The organism is Clostridium sp. X (genome assembly GCF_055755365.1).
Map to the genome: position 1 here is coordinate 467,184 of NZ_CM146912.1, position 18,259 is coordinate 485,442.

Annotated in this window: 22 protein-coding genes; 4 read left to right on the forward strand and 18 right to left on the reverse strand. The window is 29.5% G+C overall.

Going from position 1 to position 18,259, the window contains the following annotated elements:
• Positions 1 to 198: 198 nt before the first annotated feature.
• The 3 genes from ACX0KU_RS02295 to ACX0KU_RS02305 all read right to left on the reverse strand — a co-directional run bounded on the left by ACX0KU_RS02295 (position 199) and on the right by ACX0KU_RS02305 (position 3,184).
• Entirely contained in the window at positions 199 to 1,011 is an 813-nt protein-coding gene (locus tag ACX0KU_RS02295) for a hypothetical protein (protein ID WP_472991310.1), read from the reverse strand.
• Between the two features lie 167 nt (positions 1,012 to 1,178).
• On the reverse strand, positions 1,179 to 2,072 hold the full coding sequence (locus ACX0KU_RS02300) for a metallophosphoesterase family protein (protein WP_472991311.1): 894 nt from the start codon (positions 2,070 to 2,072) through the stop codon (positions 1,179 to 1,181).
• 116 nt (positions 2,073 to 2,188) lie between these two features.
• The gene (locus tag ACX0KU_RS02305; protein ID WP_472991312.1) at positions 2,189 to 3,184 is read right to left on the reverse strand and encodes a DUF4474 domain-containing protein; all 996 of its coding nucleotides are present in this window, start codon (positions 3,182 to 3,184) and stop codon (positions 2,189 to 2,191) included.
• 172 nt (positions 3,185 to 3,356) lie between these two features.
• Here ACX0KU_RS02305 and ACX0KU_RS02310 point away from each other — a divergent pair, with 172 nt between their 5' ends.
• A complete protein-coding gene (locus ACX0KU_RS02310) occupies positions 3,357 to 3,545 on the forward strand; it encodes a DUF1540 domain-containing protein (protein ID WP_472991313.1) in 189 nt (62 codons plus the stop codon).
• A gap of 59 nt (positions 3,546 to 3,604) precedes the next feature.
• Here the strand turns inward: ACX0KU_RS02310 and ACX0KU_RS02315 are convergent, their stop codons facing one another.
• From ACX0KU_RS02315 to ACX0KU_RS02355, 9 genes are all read right to left on the reverse strand, one after another.
• A complete protein-coding gene (locus ACX0KU_RS02315; protein WP_472991314.1) occupies positions 3,605 to 5,317 on the reverse strand; it encodes a methyl-accepting chemotaxis protein in 1,713 nt (570 codons plus the stop codon).
• A 120-nt stretch (positions 5,318 to 5,437) separates the two neighbouring features.
• Positions 5,438 to 5,632, reverse strand: coding sequence for a hypothetical protein (locus ACX0KU_RS02320; RefSeq protein WP_472991315.1), 195 nt, complete (start codon positions 5,630 to 5,632; stop codon positions 5,438 to 5,440).
• Between the two features lie 168 nt (positions 5,633 to 5,800).
• Positions 5,801 to 7,285, reverse strand: coding sequence for a sodium/proline symporter PutP (gene putP / locus ACX0KU_RS02325; protein ID WP_472991316.1), 1,485 nt, complete (start codon positions 7,283 to 7,285; stop codon positions 5,801 to 5,803).
• Between the two features lie 106 nt (positions 7,286 to 7,391).
• Positions 7,392 to 8,036 (reverse strand): ABC transporter permease, encoded by a 645-nt coding sequence (locus ACX0KU_RS02330; protein ID WP_472991317.1) that lies wholly within the window; start codon positions 8,034 to 8,036, stop codon positions 7,392 to 7,394.
• 98 nt (positions 8,037 to 8,134) lie between these two features.
• Positions 8,135 to 8,872 (reverse strand): ABC transporter ATP-binding protein, encoded by a 738-nt coding sequence (locus ACX0KU_RS02335; RefSeq protein ID WP_472991318.1) that lies wholly within the window; start codon positions 8,870 to 8,872, stop codon positions 8,135 to 8,137.
• A 7-nt stretch (positions 8,873 to 8,879) separates the two neighbouring features.
• The gene (locus tag ACX0KU_RS02340) at positions 8,880 to 9,836 is read right to left on the reverse strand and encodes an ABC transporter substrate-binding protein (RefSeq protein WP_472991319.1); all 957 of its coding nucleotides are present in this window, start codon (positions 9,834 to 9,836) and stop codon (positions 8,880 to 8,882) included.
• 1 nt (position 9,837) lies between these two features.
• Entirely contained in the window at positions 9,838 to 10,413 is a 576-nt protein-coding gene (locus ACX0KU_RS02345) for a UbiX family flavin prenyltransferase (protein WP_472991320.1), read from the reverse strand.
• Between the two features lie 4 nt (positions 10,414 to 10,417).
• Positions 10,418 to 11,278 (reverse strand): UbiA-like polyprenyltransferase, encoded by an 861-nt coding sequence (locus ACX0KU_RS02350; RefSeq protein ID WP_472991321.1) that lies wholly within the window; start codon positions 11,276 to 11,278, stop codon positions 10,418 to 10,420.
• A complete protein-coding gene (locus ACX0KU_RS02355) occupies positions 11,259 to 12,707 on the reverse strand; it encodes a menaquinone biosynthesis decarboxylase (protein ID WP_472991322.1) in 1,449 nt (482 codons plus the stop codon). Before ACX0KU_RS02355 ends, ACX0KU_RS02350 begins: the two co-directional genes overlap by 20 nt.
• A gap of 252 nt (positions 12,708 to 12,959) precedes the next feature.
• Here ACX0KU_RS02355 and ACX0KU_RS02360 point away from each other — a divergent pair, with 252 nt between their 5' ends.
• A complete protein-coding gene (locus tag ACX0KU_RS02360) occupies positions 12,960 to 13,745 on the forward strand; it encodes a nitroreductase family protein (RefSeq protein WP_472991323.1) in 786 nt (261 codons plus the stop codon).
• 71 nt (positions 13,746 to 13,816) lie between these two features.
• On the opposite strand, the gene ACX0KU_RS02365 is transcribed toward ACX0KU_RS02360, so the two are convergent.
• Positions 13,817 to 13,996 (reverse strand): hypothetical protein, encoded by a 180-nt coding sequence (locus ACX0KU_RS02365; RefSeq protein WP_472991324.1) that lies wholly within the window; start codon positions 13,994 to 13,996, stop codon positions 13,817 to 13,819.
• Between the two features lie 111 nt (positions 13,997 to 14,107).
• Positions 14,108 to 14,992, reverse strand: a complete 885-nt coding sequence (locus ACX0KU_RS02370) for a hypothetical protein (RefSeq protein ID WP_472991325.1) — start codon at positions 14,990 to 14,992, stop codon at positions 14,108 to 14,110.
• Between the two features lie 192 nt (positions 14,993 to 15,184).
• Between ACX0KU_RS02370 and ACX0KU_RS02375 the strand changes: the two genes are divergently transcribed.
• Positions 15,185 to 16,060, forward strand: a complete 876-nt coding sequence (locus ACX0KU_RS02375; protein ID WP_472991326.1) for an FUSC family protein — start codon at positions 15,185 to 15,187, stop codon at positions 16,058 to 16,060.
• A 78-nt stretch (positions 16,061 to 16,138) separates the two neighbouring features.
• Here ACX0KU_RS02375 and ACX0KU_RS02380 read toward each other — a convergent pair whose 3' ends face one another.
• Entirely contained in the window at positions 16,139 to 16,330 is a 192-nt protein-coding gene (locus ACX0KU_RS02380; RefSeq protein ID WP_472991327.1) for a ferredoxin, read from the reverse strand.
• A 129-nt stretch (positions 16,331 to 16,459) separates the two neighbouring features.
• Positions 16,460 to 16,987: a 2'-5' RNA ligase family protein gene (locus ACX0KU_RS02385; RefSeq protein ID WP_472991328.1), complete on the reverse strand. Its 528-nt coding sequence runs from the start codon at positions 16,985 to 16,987 to the stop codon at positions 16,460 to 16,462.
• A 95-nt stretch (positions 16,988 to 17,082) separates the two neighbouring features.
• Between ACX0KU_RS02385 and ACX0KU_RS02390 the strand changes: the two genes are divergently transcribed.
• Positions 17,083 to 17,370 (forward strand): hypothetical protein, encoded by a 288-nt coding sequence (locus tag ACX0KU_RS02390; protein ID WP_472991329.1) that lies wholly within the window; start codon positions 17,083 to 17,085, stop codon positions 17,368 to 17,370.
• Positions 17,371 to 17,401: 31 nt separating this feature from the next.
• On the opposite strand, the gene ACX0KU_RS02395 is transcribed toward ACX0KU_RS02390, so the two are convergent.
• Together ACX0KU_RS02395 and ACX0KU_RS02400 are read right to left on the reverse strand one after the other, a co-directional pair.
• Complete coding sequence (locus ACX0KU_RS02395; RefSeq protein WP_472991330.1) at positions 17,402 to 17,641, reverse strand: DUF1292 domain-containing protein; 240 nt, start codon at positions 17,639 to 17,641, stop codon at positions 17,402 to 17,404.
• A gap of 102 nt (positions 17,642 to 17,743) precedes the next feature.
• Positions 17,744 to 18,256, reverse strand: a complete 513-nt coding sequence (locus ACX0KU_RS02400) for a DUF6155 family protein (RefSeq protein ID WP_472991331.1) — start codon at positions 18,254 to 18,256, stop codon at positions 17,744 to 17,746.
• Positions 18,257 to 18,259 lie beyond the last annotated feature (3 nt).

The window sequence follows — 18,259 nt, forward strand, 5'->3', positions numbered from 1 at the left end:
CATATTCATTATACACTATGTTTGTTACAGTTTCGTTACACAGCATTATTTTCCCATAGAAACATTATGCTATAACATAATGTTTCTATGGGAAAATTTAAAAAATCACCCTTTACAGATTTCAGAGTAAAATAAAAACAAGTATTTTACTCTAAACTCCTTATAGGTGATTTAATATTTTCCTTAATATTCAGTTAACTATTCTTGAGCAACCTTTAAAGTTGTTGATTTATCTCCTCTTATTTTTATAGTTTTATCTCTTTTTAATTCTTTATGTTGTGGAAGTAATTTTTTTGCTGCATCTGCTTGTGCTTGGTTAAGTATACCTGCATCTACTAATTCTTTAAATAAATCAATTCTTACTTTAGCAGTATTTGTTTCAAAATAAGCTTTTCTCTCTTCCTCTGTCATTGCTTTAACTTTTTCCCTTTCAGCTTCTCTTGCTTCAGTTCTTTCTTTCACAAATTCTACCATTTTATCTTCTTGTGATTGTGTAATTGTTCCATCTTTCACTAAAGTATCAAAAGCTGTTGCAAAATCTACATTATCTCTCATTTCAACTTTATGTCCTCTTCCTTGAGGAAGTGCAGCCTTAACTTTGTCTGCTTGTGCTTGATTAAGTATTCCTGCATCTACTAACTCTTTAAACAAATCTATTCTTATTTTAGCTGAATTTGTTTCAAAATAAGCTTTTCTCTCTTCCTCTGTCATTGCTTTTATTTTTTCCATCTCAGCTTTTCTTGCTTCATCTTTTTTGTTCATATATTCAACAACTTTATCTTTTTGTGCTTGTGTAATTGTTCCATCCTTTACTAAGGTATCAAGCTGAGCTTTTATATCTCCTCCAAAGAAACCTTGTTTGAATGCTTCTCTCTTTTCTGTTCCAAGTGTTTGTATTTTACTACTTACTTTATCCTTAGTATTTGCAAAAGCTGTTGTTCCTGCTGATAAGGTTACTCCTGCAATAATTACCCCTGCCATCAATTTTACTACAATTTTGTTACTTTTCATTTTTCATTACTCCTTTCAAATATGTTGTATTTCATTTCATACTCTTATTGTATCTATCTATTGTTACAGTTTCGTCACAGGCTCTTGTATTTTCTATAAAAAAATCCTCAGAGCAAAAATACTATTTGCCCTGAGGATTAAATTTATATAAATATGTTTTTTCATTATCATATAATAAAGTAATCATTTAACTTTCTTGGTCCAGCAAGTATATCTCTACCAATAAATAAGGTACCATTGTCCTTTGTCTTAACACTCCATTTCACAAGTATAATATTACCTTCTACGATCTCAATTCCCGTTATGCAACGAGGATGTACACAGCTTCCATCATTAAAATATAATAGTTCACCTACTTCTGGAAACATAGGTCTATGAGTATGTCCAGCAATAAGCATATGCTTTTCTTTTCTTACCCATTCAATAAGCCTTTTTTCTACCGAATCTTTCTTTTTATAATTCTTTGCTGTACTTGTGGGATCATTTACTCCTAATAAATTTAGTGGTCTCCATAAATATCTAACTAAAAATCTACTTAACTTCCATAGTTCATTATTTAAATAATCTAGTTGATGTCCATGCACTAAGAAAACTTTATTGTTTGTATCACTATGCTTTAAAACTAGACCTTCATGAACTTTTATATTGGGGAATAAAGGAATATATTGTTTCTCCCGTTCATCAAAGTATTCATATAAATTCTTTTCTATATAATTATTATCTCTTTTTACTATATCATGATTTCTAAAAATAGAGTGAAATCTACCTTCATTAAAAAATTTAGATAGAAGCCAGAAAACATCACTATGTACTTGAATGATATTGGACAATCTATTATTTTCCCAAAGCTCATCTCCATCACCAATCTCTATATAAGTATAATTGCTATGATAATAATGGCTTAATGCTGCAAAATAAAGATTTTGATTTTTAGAAAAATTGTCCGCCCAACTTCCATCACCTCTATGACAATCACTCATTAAAATAATTCTTGAGGAATCATCAAATAATATTTCTTCTGATGAATCAAAAATTTGAGATATACGCTTTAATGTATTCATGGTTAAACCTCTCTAAGGCATTAATTCTGATTATATATATTTCAAAATTAATCCATAAAGAACAGCTTTAATCTAAATAAAAGCAGGAATTGAATTCAATTCCTGCTTTTATAATATTACTTTAGATAATTTGCAATTTTTTCATACATACCAAACAATTGTTTAGTTTTACCTATTTTTAGTACTTCCATATACATCTCTGGTGACTGTTCTCTAATTGCTTTTATCTTATCTGGGAAATTATCATATTCACTACTTATCTCTTCATACTTATCACATAATAATTTATTCTTTTTTTGTATTATCCAGTCTGTTTTTGTGGTTCTTGTAATAGGCTGCATTGTACGAGTTTTATCAAATTTTAACCCTATAGTATTTCCATTTACAATAAATTCCTTCTCTGAATATCCTGCCTTTTTGAGTCCTTCTAAAAATGCATTTCGCATTTCCTCATCTTTTAAAGTTATGCTTAAGCTCATTATCAATTCTGATGGTTCGGAAAACTCACCAAGCTTAAAAGCTGTTAACCACCAGTGCTTTTCTTTCCTTTTTAAAATTATTTTACCATTTTTCTTCAGATTAAATGACATCTGTAACAAATCTGAATCCTCTGCGCATTCATAAAAAGGTCCTTTAAATATTCCAGTAATATCCACATCTGGCTTATTTGTTGCATATACTCCTATTTCACAGCCAGTTGTTAAATCATACTGACCTTTCCGAAGTTCAATCAACCATCTTCTACCATCATAATCAAAATAAATAGGTTCACAATCTATAATCATCCCTAAAGGTGCTGCAGCTTCATCATACATTCGGCAATATCCCACACTTCTCTGCCATGCATCTATATTTGAATAGAATATATCTTGTTTTGTATCATAGGAGTATCCAGCACCCCTTATTACTTCATCTAATGTATCATCACCTGTACTTTCTTTTGATCCACTACTAGCAAGCATGGCTACTAATGCTGCTAAAGCATATGAAAGCCATTTTGGAACTCCTTTATACTTTTCATATAAGAATACACCTGAAATTATCAATATAGAAATCAATAGAATCAGAGTCCACTGATACGAACTTACTTCTTGAAAAAGGGCTATAAACATAACTAATCACCCCAAATATATTATTTTATATCATAATATTCTCTTAGTAATTATTATGTTAAAAAAGGATAATACTAGCAATTAATACTTTATGCCATACTTATAACTATGAATAAATAATCTTAAAAAACTAATACTATACTTGTAAAAAAGAAAATGCGAGGTGAAAAATATGAATAATCACAACAAACAAGGAATGCACCAAGGCCACAATGACAGTATTGGATGCACAGTTAATGAATGTAAATTTCATGACAATAATGCAGATTACTGTACACTAGAACAAATAAAAGTAGTAAAACATGAATCAGTAGCAAAAACACCAGAATGTACAGATTGTGGAAGTTTTGTAAAACAATAATCTAAAATCAAAAGACTACAAAAAAATATTTTTTGTAGTCTTTTATACTAAGTGAAAATTTAAATATTAAACTTCTCTATATTTTTTTGTAGTCCATCAGATAAGCTCTTTAAGTTATTAGCATGACTTTCTAGTTCATGGATTAAAGCTAACACTTCTTCAGTTGAAGCTGTTGTTTCTTCAATACTAGAGGAGTTTTCTTCTGCTAGTTGAAGTATATTTTCTATGATGTTAACTATATCATCTTTTTTATTATTCATATCTTCATTTTGAATCTTAATTTTACTAATATCCTCTGATAATAACTGAATTTTTTTAGATAGTATAGAGAAAATTTCTTCTGTATCCTGAGTTATCATATTTTGTTCAGAATCTATATTAGTAGCTATTTCCATAGATTTCACTGCATTTTTAGATTTCATCTGAATATTTTCTATTAAACTTTTAATATTTTGAGTAGCATTTGCAGATTGCTCAGCAAGCTTTCTAATTTCATCTGCTACTACTGCAAATCCACGACCAGCTTCTCCAGCTCTTGCAGATTCTATACTAGCATTTAAAGCCAAAAGATTAGTTTGATCTGCTATTTGATTTATTGTATCTATTATTGTTCCTATTTCCTTTGAGCTATTATCTACTTCTATGATTACTTTTCCAACTGTATTTCTTGCTGAAGAATTTTCTTTCATCTTCAGTATTAGTAAATCTATGGTTTCAAGTCCTTTTTTATTTAACTTATTAGTTTCATTTATATCCTCTGTTATATTACTAATAGAAGAAGATATACTTTCAATACTATCAGCTAAAAGATTAGTCTTATCTGTTCCCAGTTCTACATGCTTTGTTTGATCTGAAGAAGCAGCTGATACAGATTCTATTGCTTTTTTCACCTCATCTATAGATGAAGCTGTACTCTTTGACATGTTTGTAAGCTGATTAGATGTCTCAGTAACTAGACCTGAGGATTTTTGTATATCTTTAATTAAGTTTTTAAAGCTATCTACCATCAAATTAAAGGTATTTGTAAGTATACCAATTTCATCATTACTTTTTACATGGATTTTTTCAACTTTTAAGTCATGCTCTGAGATTCTTTTAGCTAAATTAGCTACATTTACTATAGGTCTAGATATACTTCTAGATAATAATATTCCTACTAGTGAAGCTACTATAGCAATGAAGATAGATATTCCTATTAAAATACGCTGAACTCTTAGTAATAATAGGTACTCTTTTTCTACATCATAATCAACTCCAATAAATCCTACAACTCTTTCATTATTATCTTTTATTGGAGAGTAGGCAGAAACAAGTGTACCATACTCATCTATTTGAATTTTTTTAGAAATATAAGGTTGTCCAGAATATACTGTTTCAAACTCTTCATATACAATTTCTTCTACCTCTCCAATAGCTGAGGGTTCTTCTGAAGTATCAATAACATATTCAAATTCTCCATCATCATTTTTTCTCATAGCATAAAGGTACTTTGAACCAGAGATTTTTCTTATGAAAGAAAGCTTGTCTATAACATTTTTATAAGACTCCTTATCTTTATCCTCCTCTGTATTATAACTATTAAACTCTTCTACATTAATATTTTCTAAAGAAACAGCAGCAATATCAGCTGCTCTATTTCCTACGTTAGTAACAGTCATTTGATAGCTTGCCACATATGCAACCGTTGTGAGAAGTAATGTAACTAAAAGAATACTTAGTGTAAAAGTAAGAGTAATTTTTGTACTCAGTTTTTTTTGAAAAAGCTTCTTCATCCTAGTATTACCACCTTATTTATAGATTTTTTAATACTTTATTATATAATATTATCGTTCTTTTGCTACATAAGCTTATAGGGAATACTTTCCCATCCCCTTTATAAAAGCCTAGAAGCATTAAGCTTTAGGCTCTCTTTCTACTATCCTTTTAATCAAAGAATCTTCAATATAATCACTCTTACTAAAACCTTTTCTAAAATATCTAATTTGCTTATACTTAACACCTTCTATTTCAAAATCTAACACATCTATTCTATCTGCTGTATAAATAGTAGGCTCTTTTTTATTTTTCATATAAATTTCAATCTTCATAATTATATCAATCCTTTTTATTTAATCGTTAAACTTATAAAATACCTAAAGTTAATTTATTAATTATTTTAGCATAAATATGTGGTTCCGTCATTCAAATTAATTAATAAAAATATAAAACCTGATATATTAATTTTTATTAATATATCAGGCTTCTTAGTTAGATTATTATTTTTCAGTAGCACATATAAACTCTTTTTCAATTTCCTCTGAAGGTTGTTTTTCTAGTAAACTAAATATTATAATTGCTATAAGTGAAATAAAGAATCCAGGTACTATTTCATATAATGCAAATATTCCTCCAAAACTGTTTAATTGTTTCCATATAAGTACTGTAAGTCCTCCTGAAACCATTCCAGCTAAAGCACCATTACGTGTCATTCTTTTCCAATATAAAGAAAGAATAACTAAAGGTCCAAAGGCTGCTCCAAAACCTGCCCATGCATATGATACTAAATCTAATACAGAGCTTTCAGGGTTCATTGCAAAAATATATGCTACAATGGCAACTCCTATTACTGTAAATCTACTAACTCTTAGTAACTCTTTATCTGTGGCATTAGGTCTAAATAGTGCCTTATAAAAATCCTCAGATATAGCTGACGATGTTACAAGCAGCTGAGAATCTGCAGTACTCATTATAGCAGCTAAGATAGCTGATAATAGTATTCCCGCCATTGCTGCTGGGAAAATATCATTTACCATAACCATAAATACAGTTTCTGAAGCTACTCCTTCTAAAGGTTTTGAAAGAAAAGCTCTTCCCGCTAGCCCAACAATTACAGCTGCTGATAATGAAATAGCCACCCAACTCATAGCTATTAATCTTGCTTTTTTTATTTCATTTGCAGATCTTATTGCCATAAATCTTACTAAAATATGCGGTTGCCCAAAATAACCAAATCCCCATGCCATTAGAGAAACAACTGACATTAACGTAATCTTTGCTCCATCTGTACTAGTAAATGCATTTAATAACTCTACATTCATGCTCTTTAATGTATCAATCGTAGCACCCGGACCACCTACTAGCTTTATAGCTACTGTTGGAACTATTAAAATAGCAAATAACATAAGCATTCCTTGTACAAAATCTGTCCAACATACTGCCATAAATCCACCTAAGAAGGTGTAAAAAATAACAACTACTACTCCAATAGTTAATGCCCAAATATATGGTATTCCAAATACAGTATGAAATAATTTCCCTCCAGCTACAAAGCCTGAAGCTGTGTAAATTAAAAAGAAAATTAAAATAAAAAAGGCAGATACTACACGAAGAACTTTTGTCTTATCTCTAAATCTGTTTTCAAAGTAATCAGAAAGAGTAATAGAATCTCCTGAAATTTCAGTATAATTTCTTAGTCTTTTAGCTATAAACTTCCAATTTAAATAAGTTCCAATTCCAAGCCCCAATGCAATCCAAATAGCTTCCATACCGGCAGCATATGCATACCCTGGTAACCCTAAAAGGAGCCATCCACTCATATCCGATGCTTGGGCACTTAATGAGGTAACCCATCCGCTAAGTTGTCTTCCTCCAAGGAAAAAGTCTTCAGCACTTTCTGTACGCTTATAAAAGAATATTCCTATTCCCAACATAATGCATAAATACAATATAAAAGTAATTAAAATTATAATATTTTTATCCATAATTGCCCCCTCCTTATGGCTAATAATTATACTGTCTTTAGCTAAAAAATACAATATTTTTTTATATTTATACATTTAATTTCATATATCAATATGTCATTAATCATTACCTCCACGCACAAAAATATTCTTCCACAATATCTATGATACTAAAAATCAATACCCCCATAAGACTTAAAATTGCGATACCGGAATACATTTCAATATAATTCACTCGCATCCATGAATCCATAATTAAATATCCCATACCATATTGTGTCCCATAAGTTTCAGTAAAAAATAATATAGATATAGCTGTGCCTAAGGCAAGTCTCGTTGCTGTTATTACTTCTGAAAGAGAAGCAGGTAATACTATTTCTCTAAAAATTTGAACTTTGCTTGCACCAAGAGAATTTAATGCATGATATGTTTCTAGAGGGATTTCCTTTACCGAATCTCTAGCTGTTATAATTATTTGAAAGATAATTATTAAGACAATCATTATAATTTTTGAAGCTTCTCCGAGTCCCAAAAGTAGCATTATTATAGGAAGAAGAGCCATTTTAGGTATAGGATAAGTAAAATAAATCAGAGGTGATAGAAACTTATCTAGCTTCTTATAATATCCTATTAAAAATCCTAGAGGTACTCCTATTGCTATTGAAATAAATATTCCAATGAATATTCTACCTAAGCTATAAAGTACATGAATAGAAATTTTCTCTTTAAATATATTAACAATATTTATATAAACAATTATTGGCGAAGGCACAATAGGGGTTTTTAAGATTAAAAAGATTACATACCATATAATTGTTATAACAATAATACTGTACAAATAGAGTTTTATTTTATTTCTTAAAAACACTTTCACCAACCCTCTTCAATTATTTTTCTAACCTTCTTGAGCATGTCATAATACTCATCTGTAAATCTTGAATTTTCAAGTCCAAAAGCCTTATTCTCTATAATCTTTAATATCTTCCCTGGTGAAGATGAAAGAACCACAATCTTTTTACCAAGATATAAGGCCTCATCTACACTATGGGTTATAAAAATAGTAGTAACTCTGTTTTCTCTCCATATCTTTAAAAAAAGCTCCTGCATTTCTTCTCTAGTAATGGCATCCAAAGCCGAAAACGGCTCGTCCATAAGAAGTAAATCTGGCTTTAAAATAAAAGCACGGGCAATAGCAACCCTTTGCTTTTGCCCACCGCTTAATTCCTTAGGATATCTTCTTAAAACGTTATTAATTCCTAGTTTCTCTAAAATGTAATTTTCATATCCACTTGGCTTTTCACATTTTATTTTTAATCCCATCAGAGCATTATCGTAAACATTTCTCCAAGGTAATAATCCATAATTTTGAGGTACTAATCCTATTCGGTGAATTTTAGTATTAATGTTACTTTCATTTATAAATACATTCCCAGTATATTTGCTTTGTATTCCCCCTAAAACATGTAGTAATGTCGACTTACCACAACCTGATGGTCCAATAAAGGTATATATATCACCATCATCAATATTTATATTTAATCTATCTATTGCTAAAACCTCTTCACTATTTCCTTTATAACTTACCGAAAGGTTTTTAATTTCTATCATTGAAATTCTACCTCACAAATTCATCAGTTACTAATTCTTCGAATTTATAATTATTTTTAATTAGATTTTTGCTCTTTAACCAGTCTAAAACCTCAGTTATATCCTTTTCCTTTGATATCTCTGCCCTTGTATATTTAGGAAGAACAATTGAATCTTTCATATCTTCAGGGAAACCCACTTCTGCAATCAATATGTCTACATAAGTTTCTATGGCTTCTTTATTTATATAATCTACAGCTTCATTATAAGCACTATAAATAGCCTTAATTTCATTTGAGCTTTCTTTGATTGATTTTGATGTAAATGCCATTACTCCTGGATTAATTCCATGCTTATCAGTGCTATCTATAACTACTGCGCCATTTTTTACTGCAAGTGTTGCCATTGGCTCTGGAAGTGTTGCAGCATCTACCTTCCCATTTTTAAGTAATTCTAGTCTTAGTGGTATTTGTGGCACAATCTCCTTGCGAATATCCTTTTCCGTATATTGAAAAGATTGTATTAGCTTATCTGTAGCATATTCAATCAGTGTATTTTGTGAAATTGCTATACTCTTTCCTTTTAGCTTATCAACTAAATCTATTCCCGTTGACTTTCCTGCAAGTAACTTATAATTTCCATCAGTTTTAGAAGTTATTTTTACATCAAATTCTCCCTCTTTAGCAAAAGCAACTGCTAAAACATCTGTTATTACCCCGTCAAGATTTCCACTTTGAAATGCACTATCTCTATCCTTTGCACTTTTAAATTGCTCTATCTTTACTTCTACTCCAGCTTTTTCAAAATACCCTTTTTTATCTGCTATAACAAAAGGTACTGAGTCTGTATCAGGTAGCACCCCTATAGTCATTATTTTTTTTGGTGTTTCCTTACTTATATTATTAGTTTCTTTACTTTTGCTACTGCAAGCTACAAATGTAAAAAGGCTTATGACAGTTAATAAACAAACTATTTTTTTCTTCATATTAATTCCCCCATTTTTGAAATAAATTATTCTCTATATCTAAGGCGTCAAGAACTTTTCCTACAACAAAATTTATAATATCTTCAAGACTCTTAGGTATATGATAAAACCCTGGCATTGCAGGAAGTATAATAGCTCCTGCTTCACTTAGATTAATCATATTTTTAAGATGAATTGTATTAAATGGTGTCTCTCTAGGGACTATAATTAGCTTTCTTTTTTCTTTTAGACATACATCTGAAGATCTTCCTAAAAGATTTTTTGACACTCCATTTGAAATCTCCCCTAGAGTAGACATAGAGCAGGGCATAATAATCATCCCATCTGTCTTAAATGAACCACTAGCTGTAGGTGCAAAGAGATTCTCCACATCATAGACTTTAATATTACTACTAGAGTCTTTAAATCTATTTAATAGTGAATCTGTATCATAATCTGTCTCATATTTCATTACTTTCTTTCCTGAATCAGTTATTATTATATGAACTTCATTACCTGCTTTCAGCAACTCTTCTATGAGTCTTATACCGTATATACTTCCACTAGCACCGGTAATTCCTACTATGTATTTCTTCAAAAAATCACCTCATCATTAGAATATCTGTGGCACTAAATATTAAAAAGACTATACTAACTAACTGATTTACATTATAAGAAGCTATATTTACATTTGTAAGATTATCAACTGAAACCATAGTATGCTCCTTATATAAAAGCCCCGCAATAATAGTTAATCCTATTAAATATACTAAACTCATATTTGCAATAAAATATATATAAATAAGAATAATTTCTGCTGCTATATGAAACAGGCTAGAAATTATTAAAGCATTTTTTATTCCAAATACAGCAGGTATTGAATAAAGCCCTTCTTCTCTATCAAAATCCACATCCTGTGAACCATATATAATATCAAACCCTGATACCCAAAGAGCATTTGCCGCACCCATTACAAGGGCTACCCAAGATATCTTTCCTGTTACCGCAATCCATGCACCTACTGGTGCACCCCCACTTATTATTCCTAAAACAATATGGCAAGCCCATGTAAATCGTTTTGTGTATGAATACACTATAAAGAGAAAAATAGCTGCAGGTAGCAATATAACACAAAGAGGATTCAGCATAAAAGCAGCTAAAGCTAATAATGAAAAGCTAAATATCGTTATAAGAATTACCTCATAGCTCTTCACTATTCCTTTTGGCATATGCCTTTCAGCTGTTCTTGGATTTTTTGCATCTATATCCTTATCTATAAGTCTATTAACTGCATTAGCACCAGTTCTTGCTCCTAAAAATGCAACTCCTATCCAAAAGAATACACTAATCTTCGGCATCCCATCAGCTGCAATAAGCATTGATATAAATGCAAAAGGAAAGGAGAAAATGGTATGAGAGAACATTACAAGTTTCCCATAAGTTTTAATCTTCTGTAAAACCATACTCCTCCCACCTCCTGCTAACCAGTTCCTTTATATCATCAGTCATTTCAATATCATTTGGCCATTCTCTAGTATGACCTTCACTAGCCCATTTTTTAGTTGCATCAATTCCCATCTTATGTCCATAATGAGGTATATCTGATGCATGATCTAGTGCATCTAGTGGTCCTTCTACTATAACTACATCCCTCTTTGCATCTATATTGTTAAATACCTTCCATGCAACAGTAGATAGATCTTGGGGACTTATATTTTCATCAACTACTATAATCATCTTCGTGTACATCATTTGTCCCATTCCCCAAAGAGCACTCATAACCTTCTTTGCATGGCCAGGATATCTCTTTTTTATAGACACTATAATACAATTATGAAAAACTCCCTCTAGTGGAAAATTAATATCTATAATCTCTGGTATTTGAAACTTTAATAGTGGTAAAAAGATTCGTTCTGTTGCCTTACCAAGATAGCAATCCTCCATTGGTGGTTTTCCTACTATTGTAGTTGAATATACTGGATTTTTTTTATGAGTTATACAAGTTAGATGAAATACAGGGTATTTATCCTTAAGTGAATAATATCCTGTATGATCCCCGAAAGGTCCTTCCTCTTTAAGCTCTTCATTAACATCAACATACCCTTCTAATATAAATTCAGCATTAGCAGGAACATATATGTCATTGGTTTTTGATTTAACAATTTCTAGAGGCCACTTTCTTAAGAATCCTGAAAACATCATCTCATCTATTTCCTTTGGTAATGGTGCTGTCGCTGCATAGGTAGTTGCAGGATCAGTTCCTATTGCTACTGATACAGGCATTTTCCCTCCTAATTTTCTATACTTTTCATATATTTCTCTTCCATCTTTATGTAAATGCCAGTGCATACCTGTAGTCTTATTATCATAAACTTGCAATCTATACATTCCCATATTTTGAATGCCTGTTTCAGGGTCCTTTGTTATAACTAAAGGTAAGGTAATGAACTTTCCTCCATCCTCAGGCCAACACTTCAAAATCGGCAGTGTAGATAAATCTGGATCCTCTACAACCTCTTGGCAAGGTGCTCTATCTACTTTTCTTGGAAAAACTGTAGCAAGTCGTGCAACCTTTGGAACAGCCTTAATTTTATTAAGTATTCCAAGATATGTAGACATATCAACTAAATTTTTAATATCCTCAGCTATTGAATCAATATTATCTACTTCTAATGCAAGATTAAGTCTTTCATAACTTCCAAATACATTAATCAAAAGAGGATAAGAAGATCCTTTTATATTTTCAAATAATAAAGCAGGTCCATACCCCTTAGAAATTCTATCAGTTATTTCAGTAATCTCTAAATCACTGCTAACTTCTGCACTTATTCTTTTTAAAAGTTTCTTTTCCTCCAATGCCTTAATAAAATTCTGGAGACTTTTGTATGCCACAATAATTCACCATCTTTCAATATACTATTTGTAAAAATTTAACTCATACTATTAATATTATATTTTCATCTTCCAACTTTCAATAGTTTATTGGAATTTATGTAATTTTTAGAACTTAAATACTTTAGCTTCAGGTGGAGTAAAAAACTTTACTTGAAGCCAAGAACTCTATTTATTTGAAATTATTAATAAAAAATGTTTTAATAAACTATAATAACTATGGTACCTTATATTGAAATGGAGCTGTGAGAAATGAACTTAATGGAAAGTATCTATAACAGAAAATCAGTTAGAAAATATAAAAATGAAGAACTAGATGAGAATACTTTAAATGAAATAGCTGCCTTAGGAAATTCTAACATTAGACTTTATAAGGATATATCAATGCTTGTTCACTTAGTGAAAGATGGGGAAAAAATTCAAGGTATTTCTAAAGGAATCATAGGAAGTTATGGAAAGATAAAAGCTCCTCATTATCTTGTAATCACTTCTGAGGTTAAAGAGGGTTATCTTGAAAATGTAGGTTTTACTTTAGAACAACTAGTTTTGCAACTAACAGGAATGAAAATTGGAACCTGTTGGATTGGAGGATTTATAAAGAAGGAATTACTAAGTGGAATAGTAGAAATACCTACTAATCACGTACCCGTTATCGTAATTTCCTTTGGTTATCCTAGTAATGAGGGTGAGGTTACAAGAATTATTGATTCCAGTTATAAGCGTAAAAAACTTTCTGATTTTTATTCTGGAGATCTTAATGATGAGTGGACTTCTATAATGAACGCAGTTGGTAGAGCTCCTTCTGCTGTAAATATGCAACCTTGGAGATTCTTTAAGGAAGGTAGTTTTATTCACGTATTTTCTGTAACACGTACTTTAATGAAGCACTTAGAAGATATGCATAAGATAGATGTAGGTATTGCTTTATGTCACCTTAAAGTAGCTTTAGAGGCCAAGAATATTTCCTTTGAATTTCTTCATAATGATTTATCTAAGAAGGGCTTAAACTATATAATTTCTCTTAATCTAAATCAGTAAGCTATTATCTATGTAATAAAAACAAACTTAAGAAGACTATTTTTAATCTTCTTAAGTTTATCTTATCTAAGTTAATCTAATTCATATTTTTTCTTTGCTTCTATTCCACTTTTGTTATATTCATTACTCTCAATGGTTTGAACTATTTGATTTTTAGAAAATTCATTTTCCGTTGTTTTATAACCTTTTTTATTATATAGTCTTCTATTAACTTCGTGAGCTTCCCTATTATTCATTAACTTTTCACTCAAAATAGGCCACCTCCATAATCTTTTACTTATTTTGAACTGTATTATCATTAGTTAGGATGTCCTTACTCTTTAAAATTTATCCCTTGACTATCTTCTTGTTTTTCAAAAATTTTACTTTTTAGTAATATTGATTATTTCATACTCTGTTTCCCCATCATTTTCTAAACCACCAAAGACCTTTAATCTATACCCTAAGTCAATCATATACTTATCAGTTTCAATATAGGAGCTATGAGCCATATCCTTCTTTGCCAGTACAACATCACTTTTATATCCATTATAGTTTCTAAATCTACTTTCTAGATTTTCTTTGTCTTTTTTATCCCAATATAATATAAACTTAATTCTACACTCATCTCTATTTATATACTTTAATATATATTGTTTAAGATTTCTTTCATTTTCAGCATTGTTTAAATATTTATCTTTAATAGTAATATTTTTTGAACCCTCATAAAATTTTGCTAGATACTTAGCTAATATATCTGCATTTCCATAAGTAACTTCTATTCGTACAGGTGTTTCATATATATCAAATAATTCATAACATTTATTTTTTACTAGTACTTCTTCTATATCATTTAACTTAACTGTTTGCTTATTTTCTCTTAAAAATGCTTCATAGGTCACAAATTTTATTTTACTATATTTGTTTTTTAAATTATTGCTATAATCTCCAATTAAAATTTTATCTTTAGATGCAAGAGCTGTAGTAATTGCTATATCTTCTTTTGAAAGATTTTCTGGTAAATCTTTTTTAAAATCTTCAATATTAACTTTCTTTATCTTATCTATATCTCTAGATATAGATAAGACCCATTCATCATACTCTTCTTTATAATTATTTTCCTCTGCATCTCTATCCCATATACTTTTTAACTCATCACTTATTACTAATATATGACGATTAATTCTATTTCTTAACTCATCGTATTTGGTGTCTAAATCAAACTTACTTCTTATGATTTCCTTACTTAATGTAATTTCTAATCTCATATGATCACCTACATTAGTAAAATAATATATTTGTCTCTTTTAATATTAGCTTTATTAGATTCATTTATACTGAGCCTTTAACAATAGTAACCTTAATTTTTGCTATTGTTACTTTTACTTTCCATTTACCCAATTTACTCAATTGTGTATAATACTTTTATAGTTGTCTTGTAAAAAGGAGTTTAATTTCAAATGAAAAAAATAGGTATGAGAACTTTCAAAACAGCCTTAGCTGTTTTTCTATGTATGATTTTAGCAAATATTTTTAAATTCGATTCACCTTTTTATGCTTGTATCGCTGCTGTAATTTGTATGCATAGCTCTGTGTCTGACTCATTTACAGAGGGAAAAAACAGATTAATAGGTACGTTTATAGGTGCTGTAGTAGGCTTTTTTTTCACCCTAATAAGTCCTGGAGATATATTATTATCTTCTATTGGTATAATAGCAATAATCTATATATGTAATATGTTTAAAAGTACAAAATCTGTATCTATAGCTTGTATAGTTTTTCTTGCTATCATGATAAATCTACAGGATAAAAGCCCATTGAGTTATAGTACTTCTAGGCTTATAGAAACATTTGTAGGAATAATTATTTCTGTTTTAATTAACTACTATATATATCCTCCAAAATACTTAGATAATCTACAGGAAATAAAAGAGAACTTAATTCATAACATTTTTTTAATATTGAGAAATACAATTTGTTATAATCAATCTATAGAATTAACTGTCTTAAATAATGAAATTTCCGATTTTGAGGATATGTTGAAAAACTACACATCTGAAATTACTCACGGAAAAGATAATCAAGCTGAAATTGAAGAATTTAAAAGAGTATTAAATTTTAGCAAAAAGGCTTATAGCCATTTATTTATGCTTAAGTCCCTAGGTACAGATTACGGATTTAATGACTCTATTAAAATTAAGATAAAAACAATTTTAGAATGGGATATATCAAATAAAGAATTTCAAAATACAGATATGAGCATTATATATAACTATCATGTAGACAAGCTAATTGACATATTAAATTATATTGAAATGAGATGTCATAAGGATTAAATACTTATACAATAAAAACAGAAGAAACCTATTCTTAATGTTTCTTCTGTTTTTACATATTATAAAATACTTATTTTATTATTCTTCAACCTTAATTGCATCTACAGGACATGATTCTTGTGATTCAACTGCTCCGCCTTTTGCATCTTCTGGAACTTTATCTACAATTACATGTGCTTTTCCATCATCTTTCATATCAAATACTTCTGGGCATATTGCTGGACATAGTCCACATCCAATACATGTTTCTTGATCTACAAAAGCTTCCATTTAAATCTCTCCCTTTCATATTTTTAATATTAAATTTACTATTATATCTTTACCAATAGTGCTAAATAATATTACACAATTTTTACTTTTTAAATTTTTTATTGGATGTAGAAACTCCTATATATTACTTTACTTTTGCAACCAATATTCTTTATATGTTTCCCATCTATTATCTTTCCAAATTAATATTGATATATTGTCAAAGTACGTGTGGAAATTTAGATTAAACTGATTTACATATTCCCATATGTCATTAAATCTCTCTCTAATTCTTCTAGACACAATAGTACAATGAAACTTCTTATTTTTACCATCATTTTCTTTCCACTCTAACCACTCTAAACTCTTTAATACATCAATATATTTATCATGAATTTCCACTGCTTCCTTAGATGGCTGAATGTCCATAAAAACTACATTATCTCTAAAATGACTAACTCCCTTAAGGTCTATAGGAGCCTTAAAGTTGCTTCTACAAAAACTCTCTGTAAGATTTTCTATCTCTAATATATTTTCAGCTTCAAAAGGCGCTTTTATTGTAAAATGTGCTGGTAGCTTTTGTCTTTGTACTTTAAATTTATTGCAAACATCTTTTACTAGTTTTTCATGAAAATCTAGTACTTCATCTTTTAATAAACAAACGATAACATAACGCATTATATAATCTTATCCCTTCTATATTACTTTAAGAATAGTATCTTAAATATTTTCATATTATGTTATAAATCATATAATTTTAGGATGGTGTTGCTATGTATGGTAAATTAAAAAAGAGCCATAAACCTTATGCTGAAAAAATCATGTGTGAATTATATCCTGATAAAGAGTTAACTACTGAAATTATTTGCTCAAAGTTTGTTAAAAAATGTCATGCCATTGTGTGTGCCTCTATAAAAGATTTAGAAAAGTGCCGTTTAATAAAACTCATAAATAGTAGTGTAAAAGTAAATGAACGCTCCTATCAATTATCTAAAGAAGGATTAAATATAATATCCTCTCAAATAGTCCTTGATTCTGTAGAAGAACATATTGAAGAATAGTATAAGAGCCACATAAAGTGGCTCTTAATTATTAACTATTTTTAGAATTATAAGCTTCTAAAACTCTTTTAAATTCTGCTCCTTGACCAATAGATGCATACTCTATTTCGCCCTTTCCTCTACTTATTTCTCTATATGCATTAGCATTTTCCGCTCCCGGCATAGATACTATAACATAGTCATCATTTCCAAGCTTTATTCTGTCTATTAATTCAAGTTCAATTTTTTTTCCTAATTCATTTTTAACTGTTATTGTTTGTAATGTTTCCATATGTACATACCTCCTATTATTAAGTAAATAATATTTTATTTCATAACTTAGGTTGCTCAAAAAGCACTAACTATATTTATAAAAAATAAAATTTAATTACTCTTAATAATAATGGGAATATATATTAGTCATATTTTCTTTAAGTTCATATTTTTGATTACTTACCTTGTCCATAAGCTGTTTTATATTACCTTCTACTTCCTCTTCCAATTCATTTTTAAATATAATATTTAAAGCTTTTTCAAATACTCCTTCTATGCTTAAATAAAAACTCTCCTCTACATCTATATCTGAATTAACAAATTCTAAAGCCATATCAATATAATATAGCATTAATTTTACTATATTTTCAGGTTCACTAGAGACTTGCTGAAACTCCATTATAATCTGACTTATTAATGAGTACTTAGTCTTATTTCTATCTTTACTAGATAGAAATTCGTTTTCTATCTTTATTCTGTATTTTTCTAACAGAGATTCTTCTAATTTATTGCTTATCTTTAAATTATAATGCTCTTTAACCTCTGGATATATCTTGAAAAGTTCCACTATTTCCCTTTCTAATTCACTTTTGCACAAAGAACTAAGATAGTCATTCAATTTAGCTTCATTCATATT